General features: G+C 75.4%; 27 protein-coding genes and 1 riboswitch. Of the genes, 17 read left to right on the forward strand and 10 right to left on the reverse strand.

The window, feature by feature from the left end:
• The 3 genes from HLI28_RS01680 to thiD all read left to right on the forward strand — a co-directional run bounded on the left by HLI28_RS01680 (window position 1) and on the right by thiD (window position 3,533).
• Entirely contained in the window at window positions 1–1,428 is a 1,428-nt protein-coding gene (locus HLI28_RS01680) for a CNNM domain-containing protein (RefSeq protein WP_171245756.1), read from the forward strand.
• Window positions 1,425–2,429 carry a hemolysin family protein gene (locus tag HLI28_RS01685; RefSeq protein ID WP_171245757.1) on the forward strand — a complete coding sequence of 335 codons (1,005 nt, stop codon included), beginning with the start codon at window positions 1,425–1,427 and terminating at the stop codon, window positions 2,427–2,429. The genes HLI28_RS01680 and HLI28_RS01685 overlap by 4 nt, the downstream gene beginning before the upstream one ends.
• Before the next feature lie 87 nt (window positions 2,430–2,516).
• Window positions 2,517–2,612: riboswitch (TPP riboswitch) on the forward strand.
• Window positions 2,604–3,533 (forward strand): bifunctional hydroxymethylpyrimidine kinase/phosphomethylpyrimidine kinase, encoded by a 930-nt coding sequence (gene thiD / locus HLI28_RS01690; protein WP_171245758.1) that lies wholly within the window; start codon window positions 2,604–2,606, stop codon window positions 3,531–3,533. (Overlaps the previous riboswitch by 9 nt.)
• On the opposite strand, the gene HLI28_RS01695 is transcribed toward thiD, so the two are convergent.
• Window positions 3,509–4,150 (reverse strand): methyltransferase domain-containing protein, encoded by a 642-nt coding sequence (locus HLI28_RS01695; protein WP_171245759.1) that lies wholly within the window; start codon window positions 4,148–4,150, stop codon window positions 3,509–3,511. The two genes, thiD and HLI28_RS01695, sit on opposite strands and share 25 nt — an antisense overlap.
• 70 nt (window positions 4,151–4,220) lie before the next feature.
• On the opposite strand from HLI28_RS01695, the gene HLI28_RS01700 reads away from it, so the two are divergent.
• The gene (locus tag HLI28_RS01700) at window positions 4,221–6,083 is read left to right on the forward strand and encodes an ABC transporter ATP-binding protein (RefSeq protein ID WP_171245760.1); all 1,863 of its coding nucleotides are present in this window, start codon (window positions 4,221–4,223) and stop codon (window positions 6,081–6,083) included.
• On the forward strand, window positions 6,080–7,906 hold the full coding sequence (locus HLI28_RS01705; RefSeq protein WP_171245761.1) for an ABC transporter ATP-binding protein: 1,827 nt from the start codon (window positions 6,080–6,082) through the stop codon (window positions 7,904–7,906). Before HLI28_RS01700 ends, HLI28_RS01705 begins: the two co-directional genes overlap by 4 nt.
• 9 nt (window positions 7,907–7,915) lie before the next feature.
• Here the strand turns inward: HLI28_RS01705 and HLI28_RS01710 are convergent, their stop codons facing one another.
• Window positions 7,916–8,872, reverse strand: a complete 957-nt coding sequence (locus HLI28_RS01710) for a LysR family transcriptional regulator (protein WP_171245762.1) — start codon at window positions 8,870–8,872, stop codon at window positions 7,916–7,918.
• 95 nt (window positions 8,873–8,967) lie between these two features.
• Between HLI28_RS01710 and HLI28_RS01715 the strand changes: the two genes are divergently transcribed.
• From HLI28_RS01715 to HLI28_RS01725, 3 genes are read left to right on the forward strand one after another with little or no spacing between them, the layout of a single operon-like run.
• Window positions 8,968–9,963 (forward strand): threonine ammonia-lyase, encoded by a 996-nt coding sequence (locus tag HLI28_RS01715; protein ID WP_171245763.1) that lies wholly within the window; start codon window positions 8,968–8,970, stop codon window positions 9,961–9,963.
• A 9-nt stretch (window positions 9,964–9,972) separates the two neighbouring features.
• Entirely contained in the window at window positions 9,973–10,593 is a 621-nt protein-coding gene (locus HLI28_RS01720; protein ID WP_171245764.1) for an L-threonylcarbamoyladenylate synthase, read from the forward strand.
• Window positions 10,594–10,650: 57 nt separating this feature from the next.
• Window positions 10,651–12,060: a UTP--glucose-1-phosphate uridylyltransferase gene (locus HLI28_RS01725; RefSeq protein ID WP_171245765.1), complete on the forward strand. Its 1,410-nt coding sequence runs from the start codon at window positions 10,651–10,653 to the stop codon at window positions 12,058–12,060.
• A 28-nt stretch (window positions 12,061–12,088) separates the two neighbouring features.
• On the opposite strand, the gene HLI28_RS01730 is transcribed toward HLI28_RS01725, so the two are convergent.
• On the reverse strand, window positions 12,089–12,754 hold the full coding sequence (locus HLI28_RS01730; protein ID WP_171245766.1) for an IMPACT family protein: 666 nt from the start codon (window positions 12,752–12,754) through the stop codon (window positions 12,089–12,091).
• A 50-nt stretch (window positions 12,755–12,804) separates the two neighbouring features.
• Between HLI28_RS01730 and HLI28_RS15230 the strand changes: the two genes are divergently transcribed.
• The 3 genes from HLI28_RS15230 to HLI28_RS01745 are packed head-to-tail and all read left to right on the forward strand — an operon-like array spanning window position 12,805 to window position 15,390.
• On the forward strand, window positions 12,805–13,440 hold the full coding sequence (locus HLI28_RS15230; protein ID WP_216077231.1) for an ArsR/SmtB family transcription factor: 636 nt from the start codon (window positions 12,805–12,807) through the stop codon (window positions 13,438–13,440).
• A complete protein-coding gene (locus tag HLI28_RS01740; RefSeq protein ID WP_171245767.1) occupies window positions 13,437–14,741 on the forward strand; it encodes an MFS transporter in 1,305 nt (434 codons plus the stop codon). Before HLI28_RS15230 ends, HLI28_RS01740 begins: the two co-directional genes overlap by 4 nt.
• 4 nt (window positions 14,742–14,745) lie before the next feature.
• Window positions 14,746–15,390, forward strand: a complete 645-nt coding sequence (locus HLI28_RS01745; protein ID WP_171245768.1) for a hypothetical protein — start codon at window positions 14,746–14,748, stop codon at window positions 15,388–15,390.
• A 65-nt stretch (window positions 15,391–15,455) separates the two neighbouring features.
• Here the strand turns inward: HLI28_RS01745 and HLI28_RS01750 are convergent, their stop codons facing one another.
• The 7 genes from HLI28_RS01750 to HLI28_RS01780 are packed head-to-tail and all read right to left on the reverse strand — an operon-like array spanning window position 15,456 to window position 21,458.
• A complete protein-coding gene (locus HLI28_RS01750; protein ID WP_171245769.1) occupies window positions 15,456–16,142 on the reverse strand; it encodes a GNAT family N-acetyltransferase in 687 nt (228 codons plus the stop codon).
• Window positions 16,130–16,696: a hypothetical protein gene (locus HLI28_RS01755; protein WP_171245770.1), complete on the reverse strand. Its 567-nt coding sequence runs from the start codon at window positions 16,694–16,696 to the stop codon at window positions 16,130–16,132. The genes HLI28_RS01750 and HLI28_RS01755 overlap by 13 nt, the downstream gene beginning before the upstream one ends.
• Window positions 16,693–18,090, reverse strand: a complete 1,398-nt coding sequence (locus HLI28_RS01760) for a DUF58 domain-containing protein (protein WP_343035558.1) — start codon at window positions 18,088–18,090, stop codon at window positions 16,693–16,695. The genes HLI28_RS01755 and HLI28_RS01760 overlap by 4 nt, the downstream gene beginning before the upstream one ends.
• Window positions 18,087–19,070: an AAA family ATPase gene (locus HLI28_RS01765; protein WP_171245771.1), complete on the reverse strand. Its 984-nt coding sequence runs from the start codon at window positions 19,068–19,070 to the stop codon at window positions 18,087–18,089. The genes HLI28_RS01760 and HLI28_RS01765 overlap by 4 nt, the downstream gene beginning before the upstream one ends.
• Entirely contained in the window at window positions 19,067–19,549 is a 483-nt protein-coding gene (locus HLI28_RS01770) for a hypothetical protein (RefSeq protein WP_171245772.1), read from the reverse strand. The genes HLI28_RS01765 and HLI28_RS01770 overlap by 4 nt, the downstream gene beginning before the upstream one ends.
• Entirely contained in the window at window positions 19,546–20,265 is a 720-nt protein-coding gene (locus HLI28_RS01775; RefSeq protein ID WP_171245773.1) for a DUF4129 domain-containing protein, read from the reverse strand. The genes HLI28_RS01770 and HLI28_RS01775 overlap by 4 nt, the downstream gene beginning before the upstream one ends.
• Window positions 20,262–21,458: a DUF3866 family protein gene (locus HLI28_RS01780; protein ID WP_343035559.1), complete on the reverse strand. Its 1,197-nt coding sequence runs from the start codon at window positions 21,456–21,458 to the stop codon at window positions 20,262–20,264. Before HLI28_RS01780 ends, HLI28_RS01775 begins: the two co-directional genes overlap by 4 nt.
• A 35-nt stretch (window positions 21,459–21,493) precedes the next feature.
• On the opposite strand from HLI28_RS01780, the gene HLI28_RS01785 reads away from it, so the two are divergent.
• From HLI28_RS01785 to HLI28_RS01810, 6 genes are all read left to right on the forward strand, one after another.
• Complete coding sequence (locus HLI28_RS01785) at window positions 21,494–22,534, forward strand: helix-turn-helix transcriptional regulator (RefSeq protein WP_171245774.1); 1,041 nt, start codon at window positions 21,494–21,496, stop codon at window positions 22,532–22,534.
• The gene (locus tag HLI28_RS01790; protein ID WP_171245775.1) at window positions 22,527–23,501 is read left to right on the forward strand and encodes a helix-turn-helix transcriptional regulator; all 975 of its coding nucleotides are present in this window, start codon (window positions 22,527–22,529) and stop codon (window positions 23,499–23,501) included. Before HLI28_RS01785 ends, HLI28_RS01790 begins: the two co-directional genes overlap by 8 nt.
• A gap of 10 nt (window positions 23,502–23,511) precedes the next feature.
• A complete protein-coding gene (locus HLI28_RS01795) occupies window positions 23,512–23,880 on the forward strand; it encodes a hypothetical protein (protein WP_171245776.1) in 369 nt (122 codons plus the stop codon).
• Between the two features lie 106 nt (window positions 23,881–23,986).
• A complete protein-coding gene (locus HLI28_RS01800; RefSeq protein ID WP_171245777.1) occupies window positions 23,987–24,298 on the forward strand; it encodes a twin-arginine translocase TatA/TatE family subunit in 312 nt (103 codons plus the stop codon).
• Between the two features lie 10 nt (window positions 24,299–24,308).
• The gene (gene tatC / locus HLI28_RS01805; protein WP_343035560.1) at window positions 24,309–25,082 is read left to right on the forward strand and encodes a twin-arginine translocase subunit TatC; all 774 of its coding nucleotides are present in this window, start codon (window positions 24,309–24,311) and stop codon (window positions 25,080–25,082) included.
• Entirely contained in the window at window positions 25,079–26,065 is a 987-nt protein-coding gene (locus HLI28_RS01810) for a diacylglycerol kinase family protein (RefSeq protein ID WP_171245778.1), read from the forward strand. The genes tatC and HLI28_RS01810 overlap by 4 nt, the downstream gene beginning before the upstream one ends.
• The last annotated feature ends 12 nt before the right edge of the window (window positions 26,066–26,077 follow it).

A 26,077-nucleotide genomic window follows, 5' to 3' on the forward strand; every position in this document is an offset into this window, starting at 1 on the left:
GTGCTGATCACCGTCGCCACCCTGCTCCTCGGGATCGTGGTCATCGCCGTCGTCATCGCGTTCAACGGGTACTTCGTCGCCCAGGAGTTCGCCTACATGTCGGTCGACCGCTCCCGGCTCGGCGCCCAGGCGGAGGCCGGGGACCGCAGCGCCGCGGACGCGCTGGCGGTCACGCGGCGCACGTCCTTCATGCTCTCGGGTGCCCAGCTGGGCATCACCGTGACCGGTCTGCTCATCGGGTACGTGGCCGAACCGCTCGTCGGGGAGTCCCTGGGCGAGATCTTCGGCGTCGTCGGCGTCCCGGCGGGCGTGAGCGTGGCGGTCGGCACCGTCGGAGCGCTCGCGCTGTCGACCGTGGCCCAGATGATCTTCGGCGAGCTGTTCCCCAAGAACCTCGCGATCGCCGCGCCCGACCCGTTGGCGCGGCGCCTCGCCCGCTCCACCCGGATCTACCTGGCCGCCTTCGGCTGGCTGATCACGGTGTTCGACCGCGCAGCGAACGGGCTGCTGCGCCTGGTGGGCATCGAGCCGGTGGACGACGTCGACTCCAGCGCGACCGCCCGCGACCTGGAGCACATCGTCGCCGACTCGCGCCACAGCGGTGACCTGCCCGAGGACCTGTCGATGATGCTGGACCGGATCCTCGACTTCCCGCAGCGCGACGTCGAGCACGCCATGGTGCCGCGCGCCCGGGTCGACACGCTGCACCCGGACGACACCGTCGGCGAGGCCCGGGCCGCCATGGCGCAGGCCCACACGCGGTACCCGGTGATCTCCGACGAGGACGAGCCGGTCGGTGTCGTGCACCTGCTCGACGTGCTGGCCGCCGGCGAGGCGCACGACACCCCGGTCGGCGACATCATGCAGCCGGCGACCGTCCTGCCGACCCTCATGCTGCTGCCGGACGCGCTCGCCGAGCTCACGGCGCGCCGCGACGAGCTGGCCTGCGTCATCGACGAGTACGGCGGGTTCGCCGGCATCCTCACCGTGGAGGACCTCGCCGAGGAGGTGGCCGGGGAGATCACCGACGAGCACGACGTCGAGCAGGCCGAGGTCGTCGAGCCGGAGGGCGAGGCGACCTGGCGCATGGGCGGGGACGTCCACCTGGACGAGGCCGAGCGGGTCCTCGACCACGAGCTGCCCCGCGGCGACTACGAGACGATGTCCGGACTGGTGATCGCCGAGCACGGCAACCTGCCGGAGGTCGGGGAGACCGTGACCATCGAGCTCGCGACCGAAGCGGTCGAGCTCGCCCTGCACGAGCAGGTGCGGCGTCGGCTGAACATCGAGGTGCTCTCCGTGGACCGCTACGTCCCGTCCCAGCTCCGGGTGACCTTGCACGAGGTCGAGGCACCGGCCGAGGACGAGGGGCACGAGAACGGGGACGTCGCCAGCGGCGACCTCGAGAGCGAGGGGGACCGGCGATGACGAACCCGTGGATCGTGCTGGCCGTGACGACGGCGCTCCTCGTGGCGAGCGGCTTCTTCGTGATCATCGAGTTCGCGCTGATCGGCGCGCGCCGGCACCGGCTGGAGGAGATGGCGCCGTCCAGCGGCGCGGCCCGCTCCGCGCTGCGGGCGACCAACGAGCTGACCGTCATGCTCGCAGGGGCCCAGCTGGGGATCACCGCCTGCACCTTCGCGCTGGGCGCCGTGACCAAGCCGGCCCTGGACGCCTGGCTCGGCCCCGGGCTCGAGGCGGTCGGCGCCCCGTACTGGCTCGCCGACACGGCCGCGTTCCTGCTCTCCCTGCTCGTGGTGACCTTCCTGCACCTGGTCCTGGGGGAGATGGCGCCGAAGTCCTGGGCGATCACCCACCCGGAGCGCTCGGCGATGCTCATCGCACCCCCGGCCCGCGCGTTCATCTGGGTGTTCCGGCCGCTGCTGGGCTGGATCAACCGGATGGCGAACAGGCTGGTGGCCGCGACCGGCGTCGAACCGGTGGACCGGGCGGCCGTCGGGGGGCAGGACGCCGACACGATCCGTCACCTGGTCGACCACTCCGCGAAGGAGGGGGCGCTCGACGACGCGCTGAGCGGCCCGCTGGCCGGTGCCCTCGACCTGAGCACGCGCGAGGTCTCCTCGTTCGTCAGCGCCGAGGCGGCACCCACGGCGGTGCCCGCCGACGCCGACGTGGCCGCCGTGCAGGAGGCCGCCCGACGCAGCGGCCACCTGCGCATCCTCGTCGACACCGGCGACGGCCCGCCCGGCATCGTGCACGTGCGCGACACGCTGCTGGAGCCCTCCGACCGCCTCGCCCGCGACCTCGCCCGGCCGGCGTACGTGGTGCGCCCCCGGATGCCGGTCCACGAGGCGTTGTCGGGCATGCGCCGCGAGAGCGTGCAGCTCGCCGTGGTGATGGACGGCGACCTGCTGGTCGGTGTCGTCTCCCTCGAGGACGCGCTGGACCAGGTCATCCCGCGGTCCTGAGCCGGCACCACCGTTCGTCGGCGCGCCGGCGCGCCCCTGACCCCCGTAGCCCCCGTCGCCCCACGGCGCCGGGGGCTACTACGGTGAGGGACCGACACGGGGTGCGCCCGTCGGGGCGCTGAGATCACACCCGTCGAACCTGAAGCAGCTCGTACTGACGAAGGGATGTCGCCGATGACGACGAACGCGCCGCACCAGCCGCTCACCCCACCCGCCCCCCGCGGTCCCGTGCCGCGGGTGCTCGCGGTGGCCGGGTCCGACCCGTCCGGCGGGGCCGGCGTGCAGGCCGACCTGAAGTCGATCGCTGCCGCCGGCGGCTACGGCATGGCGGCCCTGACGGCGCTGACCGCCCAGAACACGTGCGGGGTCCGTGCCGTGCACGTGCCGCCGCCGGAGTTCCTGGCGGCGCAGCTCGAGGCGGTGTCGGACGACGTGGCCGTCGACGCCGTCAAGATCGGCATGCTGGCGACCGCCGAGGTCGCCGCGGTCCTGGCCGACTGGCTGCGCCGTACCCCCGCGTCGGTGCCGGTGGTGCTCGACCCGGTGATGGTGGCCACCTCGGGCGACCGGCTCCTGGACCCGGCGGGGGAGGAGGCCATCCGCGGCCTGCTGGCGCGCTGCGACGTGGTCACCCCGAACCTGCCCGAGCTGGGCGTGCTGCTCGGCGAACCGTGCGCCGCGGACTGGTCGGCGGCCCTCGCCCAGGGCGCGCGGCTGGCGGCGCGGTGGCAGGTCCGTGTCCTGGTCAAGGGCGGTCACCTGGCCAATGACCACGCCGCGGACGCCCTCGTCGGGCCGGGCGGTGACGTGCAGCAGGTCGACGGCGTCCGCGTGGGCACCCGGCACACGCACGGGACCGGCTGCTCGCTGTCCTCCGGCCTGGCGACGCGGTACGCGCGCGAGGGGGACTGGCGCCGTGCGCTGGTGGGGACCAAGGCGTGGCTGACGTCGGCCCTGACCGGCGCCGACGGTCTCGGTGTCGGCCGGGGGCGGGGGCCGGTGGACCACTTCGCGGCGCTGCGCGACGTCGTCGTGGCCGCCGGGACCGAACCCGTCGGCGGGGGGTGGGGTCCGGTGGCTCAGCGGGTGTCCGCCGGGTCCTGACCCGAGGCCGGTCGACGGGCCACGACCTCGATCGTGTGCCAGCGCTTCGGGCCGCCGAAGGAAGGGCCGTCGGCCTCGTGCTCCGTGACGTCGACGTCCTCCCAGCCGGCGAACAGCTCCTCGACCGTGGCGCGGTCGTGGAACGTCAGCCGGTCGGCGAGGTCCGGCTCGGCCGCCCACTGGTCCCGCCGGCCGAAGAACGTGACCGCGCACCAGCCGCCCGGGCACAGCGCGGACCGCAGGCCGTGCCAGACGGCCGGGAACTCCTCCGGGGGCACGAACGGCAGGGCGAAGGAGGCGTGCACCAGGTCGAGGTCGGGCAGCGGCAGCGCGGCACCGACGCCGACCCGTCGGACCCGGATCGCGTGCCGGTGCCCGCGCGGCACCGCCGCCGTGACCCGGGCGACCGTCGACGGCGCCGGGTCGATCGCCAGCACCCGCCACCCGTGGTTCACCAGCGCCGCTGTCTCGACCCCGGCGCCGGCCCCCACGTCCAGCGCGAGCCGGCCCGCGCCGGGACCGGCGTGGCCGAGGAGCCGTCGGCACAGGTCACGGACCGGCCGCGTGCCCTGCCGGGCGTTGTAGGCGTCCCAGTGCTCGTCGTCGAAGCGGACCACGGGCCCAGGCTAGGCCCGCACCGGAGTGCCCGGAGCAACCGTGTCGGTGGGTGGTGCGAGAATCGATTCGATGCCCCCCACCGCGCGCGCCGACCGCCCCGACAGCCCGTCCGTCCCGGCGGGGTCCGACCTGAGCACCCTCGCCTCCCTGCGCCGGTTGCTGCCCACCGTCCGTCCCGCGCTGCCGCGGCTCGTCGCCGGGCTGGTCGCGGCACTCGGTGCCAGCCTGGCGGCCCTCGCGATCCCGCGCGTGCTGCAGGTGCTCGTCGAGGGGCCGTTGGCCGCCGGCGCGGCGGCGGGCGACCCGGCGGCGCTGCTGTGGCCCACGCTGGCCGTGCTCGCCCTCGGGCTGCTGGAGGCCGGACTGATCCTCCTGCGCCGCACGCTCGTGATGTACCCCGGCACGCGGGTCGAGGCGGCGCTGCGCACCACGCTGTTCCGTCACCTGCTCCAGCTGCCCGCCTCCTTCCACGACCGGTGGGCCGGTGGCCAGCTGCTCAGCCGCTCCATGACCGACCTGGGGCTGCTGCGCCGCTGGCTGGTCTTCGGGCTCCTGCAGCTGGTGGTCAGCACGATCACCGTCGTCGTCGGCATCGCCGTGCTGGTCGCCACGGCGGGATGGCTGGGGCTCGTCTACCTCGTCGGCGCGGTCCCCGTCGTCGTCATCGCCTACCGCTTCTCGCGCCGGTACCGCGTCATCGCCCGGACGTCCCAGGACCAGTCCGGCGACCTCGCCAACACCGTCGAGGAGTCCGTGCACGGCATCCGGGTGCTCAAGGCCTTCGGGCGCGGGGGCGACGCCCTGGAGTCCTTCACGGGACAGGCCGAGCAGCTGCGTCGCACCGAGATCCGCAAGGCCGGCAACCAGGCGACGGTCACCACCGCCCTGCACCTCATCCCCGAGGCCACCCTGGCGGTCTGTCTCGTCCTCGGCGTCTGGTCGGCCGCCGAGGGGCAGCTCACCGTCGGGGCCCTGGCCGCCTTCTTCCTCACCGCCGCCGTCATCAACGGTCCCGTCGTCGACCTCGGCATGACCCTGTCCATGACGCTCAACGCGCGGACCGCCGTCGACCGCTTCTTCGAGGTCGTCGAGACCGCGAACCCGCTGACGGACCCCGCCGAGCCGCGTGAGCTCGGCACCGTGCGCGGTGAGGTCACGCTGCGTGACGTGACCTTCCGCCACGAGGCCGACGAGCCCCCTGTCCTGGACGGCGTCGACCTCGACCTGCCGGCCGGCACCACGACCGCCCTCGTCGGGCTCACGGGCTCCGGCAAGTCGACGCTGGCGATGCTCCTGCCCCGTCTCCACGACGTGACCACCGGGTCCGTCCGCCTCGACGGCGTCGACGTGCGCGACCTGCGTCGCCACGACCTGCGTCGCGCGGTCGCCGTCGCCTTCGAGGAGCCCACGCTGTTCTCCACCACCGTGCGCGAGAACGTCCTGCTCGGTGTCGACGACTCCCTGCCCGCGCCCGAGAGGGAGCGGCTGCTGCACAGCTCCCTCGACGTCGCCCGGGCCGGGTTCGTCCACGACCTGCCCCAGGGTGTCGACACCCGGATCGGCGAGGAGGGCCTGTCGCTGTCCGGTGGTCAGCGGCAACGCCTGGCCCTGGCCCGCGCCATCGCGGCCCGGCCCCGCGTCCTCGTCCTGGACGACCCGCTGTCCGCCCTCGACGTCACCACCGAGGAGGCCGTCACCCGTGGGCTGCGCGAGGTGCTGGCGGGCACCACGAGCCTCGTCATCGCCCACCGTCCCTCGACGGTCGCGCTCGCCGACCGGGTCGCCGTCCTGTCCGACGGCCGGATCAGCGCGGTGGGCACCCACCGCGAGCTGCTCGCCCGCGACCCCCACTACCGCTACGTCGTCGCCTCGCTCGAGGAGGACTGGGTGGCCCACGAGCACGAGACCGACCTGACCCAGGAGGCGCGATGACCGCGGCCACCGGACGTCTGCGCCCCACCGACGCGCGGGCCGACGACGCCACCGACCTCGACCGCGGCACCTCCCGGGCCGTGCGGCGCCGCTCGCTGCACCTGCTCGGCCAGCTCCTGCGCCCCCGTGCCGGGGCGCTCGCCGGGGCCGGCGCGCTCGTGGTGATCAGCACGCTGGCCCAGGTCTCCGGGCCGTTGCTGGTCCAGGCCGCGATCGACACGGCGCTGCCGGCCCTGCGCGAGGGCGACCCGACCCGCCTGGTCGTCGTCGGCGGCATCTACGTGCTGGCGGCCGTGCTCGGCGGGCTGTGCGCGGGCGCCTACGTGCGCGCCGCGGCCCGGGTCGCCCAGAGCGTCCTGCTCGAGCTGCGCCGCCGCGTCTTCCGGCACACCCAGCGTCTCTCCCTGGAGTTCCACGAGTCGTACACGTCGGGCCGGGTGATCAGCCGCCAGACCTCCGACCTGGAGGCGCTGCGCGAGCTGTTCGACGGCGGGCTGACCGGCGTGGTCTCGTCGCTGATGCTCATGGTCTTCACCGCCGGTGCGCTGTTCTACGTCGACTGGCGCTCGGGGCTGGTGCTCCTGGTGGCCCTCGTGCCGGCCTGGCTCCTGACGCGCTGGTTCCAGCGCCGCTCGCAGCAGTCCTACCGCGAGCAGCGCACCGCCTCGGCGCGGCTCATCGTGAAGTTCGTCGAGACCATGACCGGCATGCGCGCGGTCCAGGCCTTCCGCCGGGAGGCCACCGACGACGCCGAGTACGGCCGTCTGGGCGAGCAGTACCGCGACGCGAACCTGCGGATCTTCGGGGTCAACGGCCGGTACCAGCCGGGACTGGTGCTCATCGGGAACCTGACGGTCGCCGCCGCGCTCGCCTACGGCGGGTGGCGGGTGGTCGAGGGCACCCTGGACGTCGGCGCGCTCGTCGCCGTCCTGCTGTACGTGAAGCGGTTCTTCCAGCCGATCCAGCAGCTCGGCATGTTCTACAACGCGCTGCAGTCGGCCGTCGCCGCGCTGGAGAAGGTGTCCGGCCTGCTCGCCGAGGAACCCACCGTCGTCGAGCCGTCCGACCCCACACCCCTGCCGTCACCGCGCGGCGAGATCCGCCTGCAGGACGTCACCTTCGGCTACGGGGACGGCCCGGTGGTGCTGCCCCGGCTGGACCTGACGATCCCGGCCGGTCAGACCGTCGCGCTCGTCGGGTCCACCGGTGCCGGCAAGTCCACCCTCGCCAAGCTCGTCACGCGGTTCTACGACGCCAGCGCGGGACGGGTGCTGCTGGACGGCGTGGACGTCCGCGACGTCTCCGGCACCGACCTGCGCCGTGCCGTCGTCATGGTCACCCAGGAGGCCTACCTGTTCAGCGGGTCGGTGCGGGAGAACATCGCCCTGGGGAGGCCGGACGCCACCGACGCGGAGGTCGAGGCCGCGGCACGCGCCGTCGGTGTGCACGAGTTCGTGACGAGCCTGCCCGAGGGCTACGACACCGACGTCAACAAGCGCGGCGGCCGCGTGTCGTCCGGGCAGCGCCAGCTGCTCAGCTTCGCGCGGGCCTTCCTCGCGGACCCCGCGGTGCTGGTCCTCGACGAGGCGACCAGCTCGCTCGACATCCCGGGCGAGCGGCTGGTGCAGCGCGGCCTGCAGACCCTTCTGGCCGACCGGACCGCGATCATCATCGCCCACCGGCTCTCCACGGTGGACATCGCCGACCGGGTGCTCGTGCTCGAGCACGGTCGCGTCCTGGAGGACGGCGCACCGGCGGACCTGGTGGCCGCCGGCGGACGCTACGCGGCGATGCAGGCCGCGTGGCGGGACTCCGTGGCCTGAGACGGCAGGTCAGGCCGGGGCGGGTGCGGACGCCCCGATCGCGACGAGCTGGTCCACCAGCGCCCGTACCGGCGGCGACGGCTCGCCGACGGTCAGGGCGCGGACGGCGCGGCGCGCTCCCGGCAGCACCGCCGTGTCGACGTCCGGATGGCGGTGGGCGCGCAGTGCCAGACCCGGCAGCAGGCTGACCCCCGCCCCGGCGGCGACCAGCGCCTGCACCGCGACGTAGTCGTCGGTCTCGAACGCGATCCGGGGCGCGTAGCCGGCGACGGCGCACCGTGCGACCAGGTCGGCGCGGCAGCGCTCGCAGCCGGCGATCCACGCGGCGTCCGCGAACGGGCGCAGCGGCGTCCACCCGTCGGCGGGGCCCTCGGGGGCGGGGGCTCCGCCGTCCGTCGTCCGCGTGACGAGGTGGACCTGGTCGTCGAGCACCGGTGTCGCGGTGAACGGTGACGGGTCCTGGACCGAGCGCTCGCCGGTGATGTCCTGGTGCTCGAACACGAGCGCCACGTCCACCTCACCGGCGCGCAGCGCGGCGACGGCCTCCGGGGGCTCCGCCTCGACGAGACTGACGCCGAGGCCGGGGTGGGCCTCGCGGAGCCTGCTGACCGCCTCGGGCACGAGCGTGGCGAGGGCGGACGGGAAGGCAGCCAGGCGCGCGCGTCCGGCCCGCAGCCCGGCCAGGGCGTCCAGCTCGCGCTGGGCGCCCTCGACGCGGGCGATGATCTCCTCCGCACGATCCGCCAGGAGCTGGCCCGCCTCGGTGAGGCGGACGCCGCGGCCGACGCGTTCCAGCAGGGGCAGGCCCGCCTCCGCCTCCAGCCGGGACAGGTGATGGCTCACCGAGGGCTGGGCGTAGTGCAGGTCCCGGGCGGCCGCGGTCACCGAACCCGTGCGGGCGACGGCGGCCAGCACCCGCAGCCGGGTCAGGTCGAGATGTGCCGGGGGAGGAGGGACGTCCGTCATACCACCAGCCTACGAGTGATTCATCGATGGTTGCGATCCAAAGCCGCGAAGACGGGCATTGGACCGATGAGACGCTGCGGCGGACGATGGTGCACATGGCACCAGCACCGCCGACCATCGACGACGTGCGGGCCGCGCAGCAGCGGCTCGAGGGGCTCGTGGTGACGACACCGACCACCGCCTACCCCGAGCTCGACCGGCGTGTCCGGGCCCGTGGGTCGGCGGGGACGTCCGTCGTCGTCAAGCACGAGAACCTGCAGCACACCGGTGCCTTCAAGGTGCGCGGCGCCCTCAACCTCGTGCGTCGAGGTCGCGGGATCGAGCACGGCGTCGTGGCCTACTCCACCGGCAACCACGCCCAGGCGCTGGCCTACGCCTCCGCCGCGGCGGGCGTGCCCTGCACGATCGTCATGCCGCGGGACCCCAACCCGGTCAAGGAACGCGCCGTGCGCGACCGAGGTGCCGAGGTCGTCCTGCACGGTGCGGACCTCGGCGAGGCCGCCGTGCACGCCCGGAGCATCGCGGACCGGCGCGGGGCACGGCTCGTCAGCGCGGGGGACGAGCCGGAGCTCGTGGCCGGGGTCGCCACGGCGACCGTCGAGCTGCTGGAGCAGGCACCCGAGCTGGACACGCTCGTCGTGCCGGTCGGCGGCGGCTCCGGTGCCGCGGCCGCCTGCCTGGTCACGGCGGCGCTCGCGCCGCACGTCGAGGTCGTCGGCGTGCAGTCGTCCGCCGCCCCGGCCGCGCACGACTCCTGGCGGTCCGGTGCGTTGCGGACCCGGCCCGTGAGGACCCGCGCCGAGGGGCTGGCGGTCGGGTGCGGCTTCGCCCTGACCCAGACGGTGCTGCTCCAGCACCTGGCCGACTTCCTGCTCGTGGACGACGAGGCGATCACCGAGGCCCAGCACGCCTACCTCACCGCGGCGCGCACGGTCGCCGAGGGCGCGGGCGCCGCGGCGCTGGCCGCGGTGCTGTCCTTTCCCGACCGGTTCGCCGGACGGCGCGTGGGGGTGGTCTGCAGCGGGGGCAACGCGCGCGAGGAGGAGCTGCTGCGCGCGTTGACGTGCGACGCGGCCGGTGCCGCGGCGTAACCTGGCCCGATGGCGCGCATCGTCGACATCCATCCGGTGGACCCGCAGCCGCGACTGGTCCGGCAGGTCGTGGACGCCCTGCGGGACGGGGCGCTCATCGCCTACCCGACCGACTCCGGCTACGCGCTCGGCTGCCGCATCGGGCAGCACGACGGCGCGGAGCGGATCCGGCGCATCCGGCGTCTGGACGCCAAGCACCACTTCACGCTCGTGTGCTCCGACTTCGCCCAGATGGGCCAGCTCGTGCGTCTCGACACCGCCGAGTTCCGGGCGATCAAGGCCGCCACGCCCGGTCCCTACACCTTCGTGCTCCCGGCGACGTCGGAGGTGCCCCGGCGGCTCGCGCACCCCAAGAAGAAGACCGTGGGGGTGCGCATCCCCGACTCGCGGCTGGTGCAGGAGATCCTGCGCGAGCTCGGCGAGCCGCTGCTCAGCTCGACGCTCATCCTGCCGGGCGAGGAGGAGGCCATGACCGAGGGATGGCAGGTCGCCGAGGAGCTGGACCGTGACGTCGATCTCGTCGTCGAGTCCGGTGAGGTGACCGCCGCTCCCACGACGGTGGTGGACTTGTCCGGCCCGACGCCGGAGGTCGTCCGCGAGGGCGCGGGGGATCCCGACCCCTTCCTGTGAGCACCCCACCACGACCCGCCCACGCGCTCGGCGCCCCTGGCGGCTAGGGTTCCTGGCATGAGCGATCGTGGACTCCAGCTGGCACAGGACAAGATGCGCGCGGCGGGTGTGGCCACCGCCGCGATCGACACCTTCACCCGGTTCTACCGGCTGCTGGAGGAGGGCGCCACGGGTCTCGTCCGCGAGGACGACGTCGAGCCGTTGACCGACCTGACCCGCCACGCCGACCTCGACGTGACGCCGCAGGAGGCCGCCGAGGCGCTGGGTCGCACCGCGATCATCAAGCTGAACGGAGGTCTCGGCACCTCGATGGGCATGGACCGCGCCAAGTCCCTGCTGGAGGTCCGCCGCGACGCGGAGGGACGCTCGATGAGCTTCCTCGACGTCATCGTCGGCCAGGTGCGAGCCGCCCGGCGGGCCACGGGCGCACGGCTGCCGCTGGTGCTCATGAACTCCTTCCGGACGCAGGACGACACGCTCGCGGCGCTGGCTCCCTACGGCGACCTCGCCGTCGACGGCCTGCCGCTCGACTTCCTGCAGAACCGCGAGCCGAAGCTGCGGGCCGACACGCTCGAGCCGGTGGAGTGGCCCGCCGACCCGGCGATGGAGTGGTGCCCGCCGGGGCACGGCGACCTGTACCCGGCGCTGCACGCCGGCGGTGTGGTCCACGCCCTGCTCGAGGCGGGCTTCCGGTACGCGTCGGTGTCCAACTCCGACAACCTCGGGGCGACGCCCGACGGGGAGATCGCTGCGTGGTTCGCCCGGTCGGGCGCCCCGTACGCGGCCGAGATGTGCCTGAAGACACCGGCCGACGTCAAGGGGGGTCAGCTGGTGGTGCGCCGCTCCGACGGCCGGATCATCCAGCGCGAGACCGCGCAGACGCACCCGGACGACATGGACGCCTTCCTCGACGCGTCGCGCCACCGGTACTTCCACACCAACAACCTGTGGTTCGACCTGGAGGCGCTGGCCGCCGAGCTGGACCGGACCGGGGGAGTGCTCGAGCTGCCGCTGATCCGCAACGCCAAGACGGTCGACCCCACCGACGGCGACTCTCCCGAGGTGGTCCAGATCGAGTCGGCGATGGGCGCGGCGGTCGCGGTCTTCGACGGCGCCACCGCCATCGAGGTCGGCCGGGAGCGGTTCCTGCCGGTGAAGACCACCAACGACCTGCTGCTGCTGCGCTCGGACGTGTACGACCTCACCGACGACTTCCGCCTGGAGGCCACGGTCCCCGCGCCCCTGGTCCAGCTCTCGAAGACCTACAAGACGATCGGCGCGTTCGACGAGCGCTTCGCCGCCGGCCCGCCCTCGCTGCGCGGCGCCGACGGCCTCGCCGTGGCCGGCGACTGGACGTTCGGTGCGGACGTCACCGTGGTGGGCGACGCGATGCTGCCGGAACCGGACGGCGACGCGGGCACCGTCCCCGACGGGGCGACGATCACCGCGGACGGCGTGCAGGCCTGACCCGGGGCGGCCCGGCGCCGGGCGCGCGTCAGTCGTGCGCCGGGACGTCGACGATCCGCTCGGCACCCACGGTGGCCCGCAGCCGTCCGGCGGACGCGGCGGCGAGCTCGGCGTCGAGCGTCTCCAGCTCGGTCGGCGGGACGAGCAGCCGCAGTCGTGCGACCTCCGCGTACTCGGGGTCGTCCACGACGGCGCCGTGCGCGGCGCTCCAGTCGCGCAGCAGGTGGTCGATGCGGCCGGCATCGGCGTGCGGGGCGTCCACGGAGACCTCGCGCACCGTGCGGCGCTCCAGGATGCCGCCCCCGGCGTCAGCGGCGTCGACCGCTCCCGCCACGGCCGCGGAGTAGGCGCGCACCAGCCCGCCGGCACCCAGCAGGACCCCGCCGAAGTAGCGGGTGACCACGGCCACCACGTCGGTCAGGCGGCGGTGACGCAGCACCTCCAGCATCGGGACGCCCGCCGTGCCGGACGGTTCGCCGTCGTCGGAGGAGCGCTGGGAGTCCGCGTGCGTGCCCAGCACCATGGCCACGCAGTGGTGGCGGGCGTCCCAGTGCTGCTTGCGGACCGCCGCGATCACGGCGTCGGCCTCGGTCTCGGACGCCACCGGCGCGAGGTGGGCGAGGAACCGCGACTTCTTGATCACCAGCTCGTGGTCGACGGGATCGGCGAGGGTGCGGGGCAGAGGGGCGGGCACACCCCCATCCTACACTTGCAAGAACTCTTTCGAAAGAATACTTTCGAGACATGGAGACGCCCTCGACGCCACCTTCGGTGCCCCCGCCCGGGAACGGGAAGCCCGTCCCGCCGTTCCCCGTGCGGAAGATCTCCGACCCCCGGGAGCTGCGCGCCCTCGCCCACCCGGTGCGGTTCGCCATCATCGACCTCCTCGCCGAGGGGCCGCTGACGGCCACGCAGTGCGCCGAACGGTTGGGGGAGACCCCGGCGAACTGCTCGTACCACCTGCGCCAGCTCGAGAAGTACGGGCACGTGTTCCGGGCGGACGGCGGGCACGGCCGCGAACGACCCTGGCGTGCGCGGGACGAGGGCATCACCTGGGACGAGGACGGTCCGGCGGGCGTGGCTGCCCGGGTCGCCCTGGACGAGGCCGTCGACGAGTTCCGGTTCGACGCGTGGCGACGGTTCCGGCGGCGGCGGGCCGCGGAACCCGAGCCGTGGCGGCGAGCGGCGTTGTCCACCGACGTGGTGGCGTGGCTGACCCCCGCGGAGCTGGAGCGGGTCACGCAGGGCCTCTACGACCTCTTCGCGCCGTACGAGGAGCGGGACGCCGACCCGGCCGCGCGTCCGGAGGGTGCCCGCGCCGTCCGTCTCTTCGCCTACGCCTACCCGGGTGGTCCCGGTGCCGGCGAGGCGCACCGGTGACCGCGCCCGGGGTGCGGCCCGGCGCCCTGGTGGCCGCGCGGCGGCGGTTCGTGGCGCTGGCCTTCCTGCGGTGGTTCCCCACCGGGCTGATCGTGCCCGTCATGGTCCTGCTGCTCCAGCAGCGCGGTCTCGACCTCGCCACCGTCGGTCTCCTCGTCGCGCTGTACAGCGTCACCACGCTGGTCCTCGAGCTGCCGACGGGCGGGATGGCGGACGTCGTCGGCCGGCGCCCCGTGCTCGTGGTCTCCTCGGTGCTGTCCGTGGTCGCCTCGGTGCTCTACGCGACGGGCACCTCCCTGCTCGTGCTGGGGACGGCCTCGGTGCTGCTCGGTGTCGCGCGCGCCCTCGACTCCGGACCGTTGCAGGCCTGGTACGTCGACCGCGCGCAGGAGCTCGACGCGCAGGCCGACCTGCGACCCGCGCTCGGACGGGCCGGCGCCGCCGAGTCGCTCGGGCTCGGCGGGGGCGCGCTGGTCGGGGGTGTCCTCGTGGCCGTCTCCCCGTGGCCCACCGCCGGGACGGTGGTGGTCGCCCTGTCGACGCCGTTCCTGGTCGCCGCGGCCGTCGGGCTCGTGCACCTGGTGCTGGTCGTGGCCTGGGTGCGCGAGGTCCGCCCGCCCGGCGCCTGCCGGCCACGCGACCTGGTCGCGGACGTCCCGCGGACGGTCGTCCGTGGGGTCGTGCTGGCTGCGTCCCGTGCACCCCTGCGCCGCATCGCCTCGTTCATGGTGGTGCTCGGGTTCGCGCTGGCGGGGATCGAGCTCCTCGCGCCGGCGGCCGCGGCCGCGCTGCTCGGCGGGGCCTCGAGCGCGGCCGCCCCCTACGCCGCCCTCGTCACGGCGGGGTTCTGCGCCTCCGCGGCGGGGGCGGCGCTGGCCCCCGCCGCGGCGCGCCTCGCGCGGTCGTCGCCCCGGGCGGTCGCGGTGTCGACGGTCCTCGCGGCGGGCGCCCTGGCCGCGGTCGGGATCCCGGTCGGGGGAGCGGCGGCCGCGGCGTTCGTCGCCTTCTACCTGCTGCTCGGCGTCGGCGGGCCGCTGCTCGACGACCTGACGCACCGCGCCGTGTCGTCCCGGGAGCGCGCCACGGCCCTGTCGGTGAACTCGATGGTCCTGCAGGCCGGCGGAGCCGGGGCGGCGCTCGCCCTCGGGGCGCTCGTCACGACGACCTCTCGCGGCCTCGCGTTCGCCGTGGCGGGCGGCGTGCTCGCGCTGGGAGTGCTGGCCCTGGTGCGCTGGCCGTCCGCGGATCGTGGACACGCCGAGACCAGCGGGGATGAAAAAGTGTGCCAAGCGGCAGACTGAACCCATGACTCCGGAGACCACCGACCATCGCTCCCCGACCCGGTACCCGCGGCCGACCGTCTCGCTCGAGGAGGCGGACTGGGTCTGGCGCGAGCTGGCCGTCGAGGCCCTGCGGCCGGAGGCCAAGCCCGAGACGGTGCGGCTCGCGGTCGTCGCGGGCCTGACGCGGAGCACCGGTGCGCGCTACGGCGACCTGCTGCGCGTGCGTGTCGAGGACCTCGACCTGGGGCCCGACGTGCTGGCCGGCCGAGGGCGTGTGGCCGGGACCCGCGTGCCGGGGGAGGGGCGCGTCGTCGTGCGCCACGGGAAGCACCGCACCCCCCGTCGTCACCGCGTGCCGGGCGAGGTCGTCGTGGTGCTCCGGCACTGGGCCGTCGTGCGGACCGAGCTGGCCGCCGAGCTGGAGGGCACCGTACCCCGCGCGCTGCTGCTGACCGTGCACCACACGCACGACAACGGCACCACGGTCTCGAGCGGACTGCCGATCACGAAGCAGGGTCTGGTGCTCTCGTGGAGGAGGTTCGTGCATCGGACGAACGCCCGCCTCGGGGCGACGCGGCCTCCGCTGCCGACCCGTTTCGAGCAGGTGCGGCGCGCCTGGGTGGACGCGGGGATCCCCGATCCCGGCGTCACGCTCCCAGAAAAATAGTGTGCCAAGCACCAACACCCAACGCACCGACCGCGGAAACGGTCACCCAGCCCGGAGGAGCGGGGTCAGCCCCGCCCCGTCGGGAGCCCCAAGACGGGCAGGTGCGGGGTCGAGGAGCTGAGCTCGACGAAGCCCAACCGGTCGTAGAACGCGCGGGCGCCGGTGTTGGCCGGGTCGTAGGAGAGGTGCACGCCGGGGACGCCGCGCGCCGCGAGGGCGTCGCACAGCGTGCGCACCAGCCGTCGGCCCAGGCCACGTCCCTGGGCCTCGGGGACCAGGTCGATGTGCAGGTGCGCCGGGTACGTGCGCAGGTCGGCCGGGTCGAGACCGCGGGTCATCCGCTCGGGGTCCGTGCCGTCCCGCCACAGGGCCTCCTCGGTGTACCCGGGTGCCGCAGCGGTGACGTCGCCGACCTCCGGATGGCGTGCCCGGAACGACGGCGTCCACTCCTGACGCCACCAGTCGACGAACGCCGTGGTGTCCGGTGTCCCGAGGACGTAGCCGATCAGCCGTCCGTCGTCCACGACCAGCGGGTCGGTGGTCCCGTCGGCGTCGCGGTCGACGACCACGAACGCGAGGTCCGGGGCGTGCTCGACGTAGGGGAGGGCGTAGACGTCGGGCATGAGCGAGTCGTCGGAGTAGACGCCCCGGGCGTCACCCCCGCCGGCAGCCGTCCGGACGCAGATCTCGGCCACGGCCGAGCGGTCGGACGATCGGTAGGGACGGATCTCGAGGCTGCTCACGGCGTCCATCGTGGCAGAGCCCACCAGGCCAGGACGACGAGCGCGAGGCCCCCCAGCACCAGCAGGGGCCCAGCGGTCCAGGCGGTGGCGGCCCACGCCACGGCGGCGACCACCGTCGACACGGCGACGATCAGCAGGTCACGACCGACCGTCCGGCGCAGCGCCGCGACCTCGACCAGGGTTCCCCCCGCGACGTGCTCGGCCCACCACCCCAGACGCACCGTCAGGAGGGCCGCCGGGAGGAGCCAGAGGACGGCGGGGTCGAAAGGCGCCGACCGCGAACCGAGCAGGAGGAGCGCGCTGACGACGACCGCGAGATGGGCCGGCACGCGGCCCGGGCGCACCAGCGACCACCCCCCGACCGACCCCGCGCCCACGAGCGCGAGCTCGACGATCACGTCGGTGCGGGCGGCGGCCAGGAGCAGGAGCCCCGTCGCGGCGCACGCCGCGGCGATCCGCAACCAGACGCCGCGCACGGCGGTGCCGTGCTCCACCTGCACGGTGGGCATCGGACGGTCGTGGCGCCGGTGCCGCCAGTCCTGGAGCTCCGCGCGCAGCGTCATACCGCACCCCCGGCGACCTGCGCCCGGTGGACGTGCGCGCTGTGGTGGCGCTCGGACGCCTTGACCAGGGCCTCGAACCTGGCCGCGGCGCGCGTCCGCTCCGTCGCCCGCCACGGCACCACGGGCGTGCCCTCGGCGACCAGCCGGCGGAGCCTGTCCTCCCGCTCCATCGAGGTCACGCGCCAGGCGATCTGCATGTGCGGCTCGGTGACCGGCCGCAGCGCCGGCAGCGTGTCGACCAGCACCACACGGTGCCCCTGCTCGCGCCAGGTGCGCGCCAGCACCACCGGCTCGTCGTCCAGCACGGTCGAGAAGAGGAAGACCACGGCGTCGGCCGGGAGCTGCGGGGGACGCAGACGTCGTGCGGGGCTCCCCAGCGGGCTGGTCATCGCCAGGCCGTGCAGGATCCTGCGCAGGTGCCGGCGTCCGGCCGCGGGCGGCAGCGGTCGACGACGACGTCCCAGGTCCTGCAGCCCCACCCGGTCCCCGGCGTCGACCACGGCGCGGGCGACGGACGCGGCGGCCTGCCGGGCCAGGTCCAACGACGTCGCCTCGTCGACCCGTTGCTCACCCTGGCCGCGCCAGGTGCGCAGGTCGGGACCGACGTCGTCCCGGGAGTCGACCACGAGCATCGTCGTGGCCTCCGCGGTCGCGTACGTGCGGCGTACGGACAGCTCGTCGAGGTCCGGTGACCGCCGGGCGGTCGTGCGCCAGTCGATGCGACGGAGCCGGTCACCCGGGGTGAAGGGGTGGACGTCGCGCAGCTCGTCCCCGGCGCCGAGCCGCCGGGACGTGTGCGGCCCGGTGAGCCCTCGCATCCGCGGGGGCAGCGGCACCCGCCCGAGCGGGACCGCCGTGGGCAGCACGAGACGGGTCGCGCCGGCCGCCCGCACCGGGTCCTCCGCCGTCGTCCCGCCGGGACCGTAGCCGCGCAGGTCCACGACGAACGTCGGCTGCGGCCCGGTGCGCACGGTCGCGGAGCGCAGCACGATCTCTGCCCGGTCTGCCGCGACCACGAGATCCGTCGACTCGTGCCCCGGGGCCGCGGCGCGCAGCACGACGAGCTCGGCGCCGGAGGGAGGGTCGAGACGGACCGTCGCCCGGATCTCACCGGGTGCGGTGGGCTCCTCGGGCGAGACCAACGTCGCCGCGGTGGGTCGATCGGGCGCGTCCCCCCGGGGCGCTCCGGGACGGCCGCTCCAGGTCCCGGACAGCAGCAGCGGCACACCGAGCGCGGCGACGTCGGCGCGCCCGGCGAGGAGCCCCGCACCGAGCACGACGACACCCGCCACGGTCCCGAGGACCGCCGTGGGCGTCCGGCGCCACACCGGCTCGGCCCCGGTCCGTGCCCCTCGTTCCAGCGCGCGGTCGCGGAGGGTCGCCCCGAAGGTCACCGCGCGGCTCCGACGGTCGCCGGACCGGGCACGGAGGCCAGCAGCTCGCGCACGACGTCCTCGGGGCGGGTCGCGGCAGCCCACGCCGTGGGGGTCAGCGTCAGCCGGTGCGCGAGGACCGGGACGGCGACCCGCTTCACGTCCTCCGGCACCGTGTAGTCACGGCCGTCCAGCACCGCCACGGCACGCGCCATGAGCAGCAGGTTCTGCGAACCGCGCGGGGAGGCGCCGACCTCCAGCGCCGGGTGGGCGCGGGTCGCGGCCGTCAGCGCCACGCAGTAGTCGACGACGTCCTCGTCGACAGCGACGGCCTCGACGCCGGCCTGCATGGCCCGGACGGTGTCCGCGTCGACGACGCGACCGACCTCGGCCGCCTCCTGCCGACGGGCCACGCGACGCAGCAGGACGTCGCGCTCCTGCGCGGCACCCGGGTAGCCGACGGCGAGCCGCACCATGAACCGGTCGAGCTGCGCCTCGGGCAGCGGATAGGTGCCCTCGTACTCGACCGGGTTGGACGTCGCCACGACGTGGAACGGCGCCCGCAGCGGCCGGGTCACGCCGTCCACCGACACCTGGCGCTCGGCCATCGCCTCCAGCAGCGCCGACTGCGTCTTGGGGGCCGTCCGGTTGATCTCGTCCGCGAGGAACAGGCCGGTGAAGACCGGGCCCGGCCGGAACACGAACTCGCGCGTCGCCGGGTCGAAGACGCTGGAGCCGGTCACGTCGCTGGGCAGCAGGTCGGGCGTGCACTGCAGACGCGCGAAGTCGAGACCGAGGGCGGTCGCGAGCGAACGCGCCGCGAGGGTCTTGCCGAGCCCGGGCACGTCCTCGAAGAGCACGTGCCCGCCCGCCAGCACCGCCGCGAGCGCCAGCTCGAGGGCGTCGCGCATGCCGACGACGGCGGTACCGATCTCGTCGAGGACGGCGTCGGCGTGGGCGGCGACGGCCGGGACGGGCAGGGCGGCGGGGGTGTCGGTCATCGGGTGGGCCTTCCGGATGGTGGTGCGTCGGTGGTAAGGCGGTCGAGGTCGTCGAGCCAGCGGTGCAGGGTGCGGGCGGTGGGCGGCTCGGGGGAGAGGAGGCCGGCGAGGGTGTCGGCGCCGAGCAGGGCAGCGGCGTCGTCGTACCGGTCGGGGTCGTGCGGGTCGATGCCGCGGGCGCGGAGCCGGTGCGCCGCGAGCTCGCGGACGCGACGCGTGACACGGGGGGAGACGCGGCCGTTGCGGGTGAAGGCGGCCCAGGCGAGGTCGGAGACGTCGCGGCGGGCGCCGTGGCGTTCCTCGGTGGGCGGGGGCGGCCAGTCGGCGTGGTCGCCGTCGTCGAGCGCGGCCCACGCCTGCCGCAGGGCGAGCAGCGCGGCGGGCAGCAGGACGGCGTGCACGGGGTCGAGGGTGTCGCTGAGGGCGAGGAGCAGCGCGGCGGCGACGGCGAGGGCGGTCGGCAGGTACCGGCGGGTCACGGGGTGCGGTCCGCGGTGGGGGCGGTGGCCAGTCGCCGGGCGATGCGGGTCAGGGCGGCGCGGGCGTCGCCGACCTGGGCGTCGGTGGTGGGGTGGTCGGCGAAGCGTGCCTGCTGGTACAGCCTGCGCAGGGTGGTGACCTCGGCGGGCGGTGCGGGGGTGCGCGCGAGGAGGTCCTGGGTGTACTCGGTGGGGGTCTGGGCGGGGTCGCGGGGAGTGCCGTGCTCGGCCGCGGCGTCCTCGAGGGCGACCCAGGCGGCGACGACGGCGTCGTGGGGCGTGCGGGCGTCGTCCAGGCGGCCGAGGGCGCGGGTGACGGCGTCGTCGAGCGCGGGCAGGGGGACGGAGGGCGCCTCGGTGCCGGCCAGCGCGGCGCCGGCCGCGGGCTGGTCGGGGTCCTGGGGGGCGGGCGGGGCGGCCTGGAGCATGGTGAGGACGCGACGGGCGACGAGGGCGAGCAGGAGGAACGCGACGGCGGCGCCGACCAGCAGCAGGACGGTGAGCAGGGAGTCGTCGGGTTCGGTGGTCTGCAGGTCCTCGACCGGCGAGGGCACGGCGCTGGGGGTGGGCCCGTCGGGCAGGTCGAGGCCGCCGAGCCCGGCCAGGGCCGTGGGCATCCGGACCTGCCAGGGGGTGGCGGTGGCGGCGCCGAGGACGACGAGGGTCGCGAGGCCGGTCAGCAGCAGGGGCCGGCCGCCCGGGTGCGGGCGGTTCATGCGACCTGCTGGGCGTGCCGGCCGGCGGCGGCCACGGCGACGAAGGCGGCGGGGTCGTCGTGCAGCCCGCGCCCCATCGTGGACAGCCGGGCCGGGGAGCGGTCGAGCGCGTCGAGCAGGTCGGTGTCCGCGTCGACGTCCACGAGGCGGTGGCGGTCCGCGAGGGTGCGGGCCTGGTCGTGGAGGCGGCGGGTGAGCCCGGCGCCCCAGCCGGGCCGGTCCTCGAGCGTGGCGGTGGGGTGCGGCACGACGACGTCGGCGGGGGCGAGCGCGACCCGGCCGTAGGCGGTCAGCGAGTGGTGCGAGACGCCCAGGTGCCGGTCGCGCGGGTCGGCGCCGGAGACGCGCAGCGAGGCGACGGGGGTGCCGCCCAGCGTGGCCACGGCGTTGAGGGCGTCCCCGGCGGCCACCCCGGAGAACCCCCACCGGGTGCCGGTGCCGAGGTTGCCGGGGCCCTGGGCGACGACGACGAGGTCGGCGCCGACGACGTGACGGGCGGCGAGCAGCCCGGTGTGCACGGTGACGGCCTCGTGGTCGCCGCCGAAGGCCTGTCCGACGGTGATGGTGGCGGCCAGCCATCCGGTGTCGCGCAGCGCGGCGACGGTGCGCGAGAAGGCGGCGGGCAGGGCGCCGCCGTCGGTCATCACGTAGGCGACGCGGGGGGCGGGGCGGCCGGCCTGCTCGGCGGCGTGGCGGGCCCCGGCCACGACCGCCGGCAGCGCGGAGTGCAGGTCGGCGACGACGACGGGTGTGCCGTCGAGGTCGTCGGCGTCGCGCAGCAGCTCGTGGTGGGCCGACTCCTGCTCGTCGACGCCCAGCACGAGGGCCTGCAGCGGGGTGTAGCGGGCCTTGACCAGGTGACCCGGCCCGGGGGCGGGGTCGCCCGGCAGCGCGGCGGCGGCGGTGGGGGCGACCACGAGGGCGTACCCGCCGGTGCCCAGGCCACGGGCCAGGGCCGAGACGTTCAGCGCGACCGGATCGCCGACGGCGGGCGTGCCGACGAGCGTGGTGTAGGCCAGCGCTCGCACCTCGCGCGGCGGCGTCCCGTCGTCGGGACCCGCGGGCAGCGGGTCGTCGAGCCGCACGCGCAGCTCCGCGGCACCGGGCCACGACCGTCCGGTGGCGGTCACGACGCCGGTGCGCCAGGTCACGTGGTCGGCTGCGGTTCGGTGCTGCGTCGGCCCTGTCGTCACCCGCCCGAGCGTACCGGGGGATAGCGTGGTGGCCGATGGCTGGTGAGATTCCGGCGGGCGGGCCGCCGACACGACCCGACGAGCGGCTGCTCAACCTCGTCATCGCGCTGGTGAACACCTCGGCGGCGATGACGAAGCAGCAGGTCCGCGCGGGCGTGCACGGCTACGACGCCGCGGCCTCGACCGAGGCGTTCGAGCGGATGTTCGAGCGGGACAAGGACACGCTGCGTGCGCTCGGGGTGCCGATCGTCACGGTCGAGGGCAGCGGGCACAGCGACGAGGTCGGCTACCGCATCGACAACGAGGCCTACGCCCTGGGCGCGGTCGACCTCACCCCGGCCGAGCTGGGGGTGGTCGCCCTGGCCGCCCAGCTGTGGTCCGACAAGACGCTGCGCACCGACATGTCGCGGGCGATGACCAAGCTCGCCGCCGCCGGCGCCGGCGACGCCGTCGGGGACGCGGTGGCCGGGCTGACACCCCGGGTGCGGGCCGCCGGCGACGCCTACGGCCCGCTGCTGGAGGCGATCTCCGAACGGCGGGTCGTCAGCTTCCGCTACCGCGCCGCCTCCACCGGGCAGGTGCGCACCCGGCAGGTCGAGCCGTGGCGCATCGCCGCCCGCGGCGGCGGCTGGTACCTGGTGGGCCACGACCGCGACCGGGACGCCGAACGCGTCTTCCGGCTCTCGCGCATCGAGGGCCGGGTCCGCCTCGGCGCGACGCCGCACGCCTACGAGCTGCCCGACCGGGTGGACGTCGACGCGGCCCTGGGCGCCCGCGTGCGCCACGACAGCACCGCGCTGCTCGCGGTGGTGCCAGAGCGCGCCACCGCGCTGCGCGCCCGGTCGGCGGACACCGTCCCGGCGGTCGCGCGTCCCGGCACCCCCGCGGCTCCTGCCGGCCGGGACCTGGTCACGGTGCCCTACGGCAGCCTGACGACCTTCGCCGACGAGGTCGCGGGCTACGGCGCGGCCGTGGTGGTCCTCGACCCGCCCGACCTGCGCGCCGAGGTGCTGCGCCGGCTGCGGGCCGCCGCCGCCCTGTCCACGCGCCCGCAGGAGGAGGCCGACCGTGGCTGAACGTGCCGACGACCGGCTGGTGCGCCTGCTGGGCATCGTCGCCTACCTCGACGGCGCCGGCCCGGTCGACGTGGAGGAGCTCGCCCACCGGTTCGGCGTCACCCCGGCCCGGCTGCGCGAGGACATCGACGCCCTGTGGGTCTCCGGAACGCCCGGCTACATGCCCGACGACCTCATCGACTTCGACGCGTTCTCCCTGGAGGAGGGGCTGGTCAGCCTCACCCAGTCCCGCGGCCTGACCCGCCCCCTGCGGCTGGGCACCCGGGAGGCCGTCGCGCTCGTGGCCGCCCTGCGCGCCATGAGCACCACCCCCGCCGTGCAGGCCGACCCGGCCCGGGCGGCCGTGGTCACCGGTGCGCTGGACAAGCTCACCGCCGCCACCGGCGAGGCCGCGAGCGCCGTGGACGTGCGCCTGGGCGGTCCGGAGGACGTGGCGACGCTGGGGGTGCTGTCGCAGGCGCTGGCGGCCGGGCGCCGGGTGCGGCTGCGGTACGTGGACGCGGCGGACGTCACCAGCGAGCGGGACGTGGACCCGTGGCGGCTGCTGACGCAGTCGGGGGCGACCTACCTGGTGGGCTGGTGCCACCGCGCCGGGGGACGGCGCACCTTCCGGGTGGACCGGGTGCTGGGCGCCGAGCTGCTGGACGTGCCGGTGGAGGCGCGCGGGACGGACGCCGACGTGGACGTGGCAGCCCAGGTGGTCGCGGACGCCGCCGGGCGGGCGCGCGAGGCGCGGGTGCGCTGGCGCTCGGCGGCGCGCTGGGTGGCCGAGGAGGTGCCGGTCGAGGAGGTCACGGACCTGGCCGACGGGTCGTTCGAGGTGCGGCTGCGGGTGACGAACCCGGCGTGGCTGCGCCGGCTGCTGCTCACGCACGCGGTGGACGTGCTGGCGGTGGAGCCGCCGCAGGTGGCCGCGGAGGTGGCCGCCGCGGCGCGGGAGGCGCTGGGCGCCTACGACGAGGGCTAGGGTGGCGGGCGTGTGGGGTTGGATCTGGACCGTGCTGGCGCTGGCCGCCGTGGTGTTCCTGGCGTGGCTGGCCTGGCGCGTGGTGCGCACCGGGCTCGCGCTGCTGCGCACCTTCGCGGAGGCGGGCAGCACGTGGGGCGAGGCAGCGGAGCGTGTCGGGGCGGCGGCCGCGGCCGCGCAGGCCGACCCGCCGCGGATCACGGCGACGATGTTCGAGGACCGTGCGGTGCTGCGGGCGCGGCGCGAGCAGCTGCGGCGCGACCGCTGGGAGCGGCGTGACCGGCGACGCGTGGACCAGGCCGCGGTGTGGCGCACCTGGTCCGAGAGCACCTGGCTGGAACGCCGGCAGGCCGAGCGCCGCGCTGACCGGCACCCCTGACCGGGCGCGGCGGGGCGTGCGTGTGTTCCGTCGCACACCGGTGTCGGCCTACACTGGGCTTGCGTGCCGGTCGCGGCACGTCCGAACGTCCTGGGAGTTGAAGTCCGTGGGTATCTTCCGCAACCCGGCTGTGATCATCGCGCTGATCCTGCTGGTCGTGCTGCTGTTCGGGGCCAACCGTCTGCCGGACGTGGCCCGCAGCGTCGGTTCGTCGCTGAAGATCTTCAAGAAGGAGATCAAGGACCTGGGCGAGGACGACGACGACAACGACACCACGACCTCGCGGTCCACCGCGTCGGGCACCACGACGCAGGGCACCGGTGCGCAGGACGGCGCCCCCTCGGCGTCGTCGGCGCAGCCGCCGCAGGGCGAGGCCCCGGCGCAGGGCTCGGGTCGTCCCGACCCGCACCAGTCCTGAGAGCGGGCTGATGGCTCGAACCCCCCGGGATCCCGAGGGGCGGATGCCGCTGCGCGAGCACCTGGTCGAGGCGCGGCGGCGGATCGTGCGCATCGCGATCGGCCTGCTGCTCGGCGCGATCGTCGGCTGGATCCTGTACGACCCGCTGCTGGACGCGCTGATGCGTCCCCTGGAGATGGCGGCGGACCGGCGCGGCGCGCTGATCGGGCTGAACTTCGACGGCGTGGCCACCGCGATCGACATGCGGGTCAAGGTCTCGCTGTTCCTGGCGGTGATCGTCTCCAGCCCCTGGTGGCTGTACCAGGTGTTCGCGTTCATCACCCCGGGCCTGACCCGCTCCGAGCGGCGCTACGTCTTCGGGTTCCTGACCGCGGCGGTGCCGATGTTCCTGGCCGGGGCGCTGCTGGCCTGGTCGGTGCTGCCGTTCGTGGTCGAGGTCCTCAACGACTTCGTGCCCGAGGGCGGGTCGAACCTCATCGGCGCCCAGCTCTACCTCAGCTTCGTGATGCGCCTGATCCTGGCGTGCGGCATCGCGTTCCTGGTGCCGGTGTTCATGGTGGTGCTCAACCTCATGGGCCTCGTGCGCGCGCGCACCTGGCTCGCGGGCTGGCGCTGGGCGATCCTCGTCTCGTTCCTCTTCGCCGCGATCGTCACCCCGACCATGGACGTGCTGAGCATGTTCGGCATCGCGCTGCCCATCGCCGCGCTGTACTTCGTGGCGACCGGGATCTGCTTCGTGCACGACCGCCGCGTCGACCGGCGCCGCGTCGCCCCCGTCGAGTGAGCGCCGCGGCACGCACCGGCGCCCACCACGTCGGGCTGGTGGTCAACCCCACCGCCGGGGCGGGCCGCGGCCGCGTGATCGCCACCGTGGCCACCGACCGGCTGCGGCGGGCGGGTCACCGGGTCAGCGACCTGTCCGGCCCCGACGGGGCGGCGACGGCCGCGCGCCTGGCCGCCCGGCACGACCTCGAGGCCCTGGTGGTGGTCGGCGGCGACGGCATGGTCCACCTGGGCGCGGGCGCGACCGCGGGCACCGGCACCCCGCTCGGGGTGGTGCCGGTGGGGACCGGCAACGACTTCGCCGCCGTGCTCGGGCTGCCCGAGGACCCGCTGGACGCCGTGGACCACGTCGTGGCGGCCCTGGCGCACGGCACCCGCCGCGCCGTGGACGCCGTCGAGGTCACCGGCCCGCACGACCCCCCGCGCTGGGTGGCCGGCGCGGTCTCGGCGGGGCTGGACGCCGCCGTCAGCGCCCGCGCGCTGCGGATGCGGCACCCGCGCGGTCCCGCCCGCTACACGGTGGCCACCCTGGCCGAGCTGGCGCGGTTCCGCGCCTGGGACTACCGCCTGGAGTTCACCGACGTCGTCGACGACGGCGGGCTGGCGCTGGCCGGCGAGCCGGCGCGCGCGACCTGGCAGGGGCGTGCCGCGATGGTCACCGCCGCCAACGTCGACCGCATCGGCGGCGGCATCCGCGTCACCCCGCACGCGCGGGTCGACGACGGGCTGCTCGACGTGCTCGTGGCGCCGATCACCTCCCGGGCGGCCGCGGCGAGCATCTTCCCGTTCATGTACGCCGGCACCCACGTCCGCCGGCGTGACGTGCACGTGCTGCGCGCCCGGGCGGTGACGATCAGCCCCGGCCCGGACGCCGCGCCCGGCACCCTCTGGCCGGTGGCCCACGGTGACGGGGAGGCGCTGTCCGCGCTGCCCCTGACCGCCCGCGCGGTGCCCGGGGCGCTGCAGGTGCTGACCTCGGCCTGAGCCGTAGGCTGA

Source organism: Isoptericola sediminis (genome assembly GCF_013085345.1).
Classification (GTDB): Bacteria; Actinomycetota; Actinomycetes; order Actinomycetales; family Cellulomonadaceae; genus Isoptericola; species Isoptericola sediminis.

Coding starts and splice junctions, on each gene's coding strand:
- HLI28_RS01720 (WP_171245764.1), top strand. CDS start 9,973: ATGGCGCGCATCGTCGACATCCATCCGGTGGACCCGCAGCCGCGACTG.
- HLI28_RS01725 (WP_171245765.1), top strand. CDS start 10,651: ATGAGCGATCGTGGACTCCAGCTGGCACAGGACAAGATGCGCGCGGCG.
- HLI28_RS01785 (WP_171245774.1), top strand. CDS start 21,494: ATGGCTGGTGAGATTCCGGCGGGCGGGCCGCCGACACGACCCGACGAG.
- HLI28_RS01745 (WP_171245768.1), top strand. CDS start 14,746: ATGACTCCGGAGACCACCGACCATCGCTCCCCGACCCGGTACCCGCGG.
- HLI28_RS01705 (WP_171245761.1), top strand. CDS start 6,080: ATGACCGCGGCCACCGGACGTCTGCGCCCCACCGACGCGCGGGCCGAC.
- HLI28_RS01750 (WP_171245769.1), bottom strand. CDS start 16,142: ATGGACGCCGTGAGCAGCCTCGAGATCCGTCCCTACCGATCGTCCGAC.
- HLI28_RS01775 (WP_171245773.1), bottom strand. CDS start 20,265: ATGAACCGCCCGCACCCGGGCGGCCGGCCCCTGCTGCTGACCGGCCTC.
- HLI28_RS15230 (WP_216077231.1), top strand. CDS start 12,805: ATGGAGACGCCCTCGACGCCACCTTCGGTGCCCCCGCCCGGGAACGGG.
- HLI28_RS01700 (WP_171245760.1), top strand. CDS start 4,221: ATGCCCCCCACCGCGCGCGCCGACCGCCCCGACAGCCCGTCCGTCCCG.
- thiD (WP_171245758.1), top strand. CDS start 2,604: ATGACGACGAACGCGCCGCACCAGCCGCTCACCCCACCCGCCCCCCGC.
- HLI28_RS01685 (WP_171245757.1), top strand. CDS start 1,425: ATGACGAACCCGTGGATCGTGCTGGCCGTGACGACGGCGCTCCTCGTG.
- HLI28_RS01715 (WP_171245763.1), top strand. CDS start 8,968: ATGGCACCAGCACCGCCGACCATCGACGACGTGCGGGCCGCGCAGCAG.
- HLI28_RS01710 (WP_171245762.1), bottom strand. CDS start 8,872: ATGACGGACGTCCCTCCTCCCCCGGCACATCTCGACCTGACCCGGCTG.
- tatC (WP_343035560.1), top strand. CDS start 24,309: ATGGCTCGAACCCCCCGGGATCCCGAGGGGCGGATGCCGCTGCGCGAG.
- HLI28_RS01765 (WP_171245771.1), bottom strand. CDS start 19,070: ATGACCGACACCCCCGCCGCCCTGCCCGTCCCGGCCGTCGCCGCCCAC.
- HLI28_RS01755 (WP_171245770.1), bottom strand. CDS start 16,696: ATGACGCTGCGCGCGGAGCTCCAGGACTGGCGGCACCGGCGCCACGAC.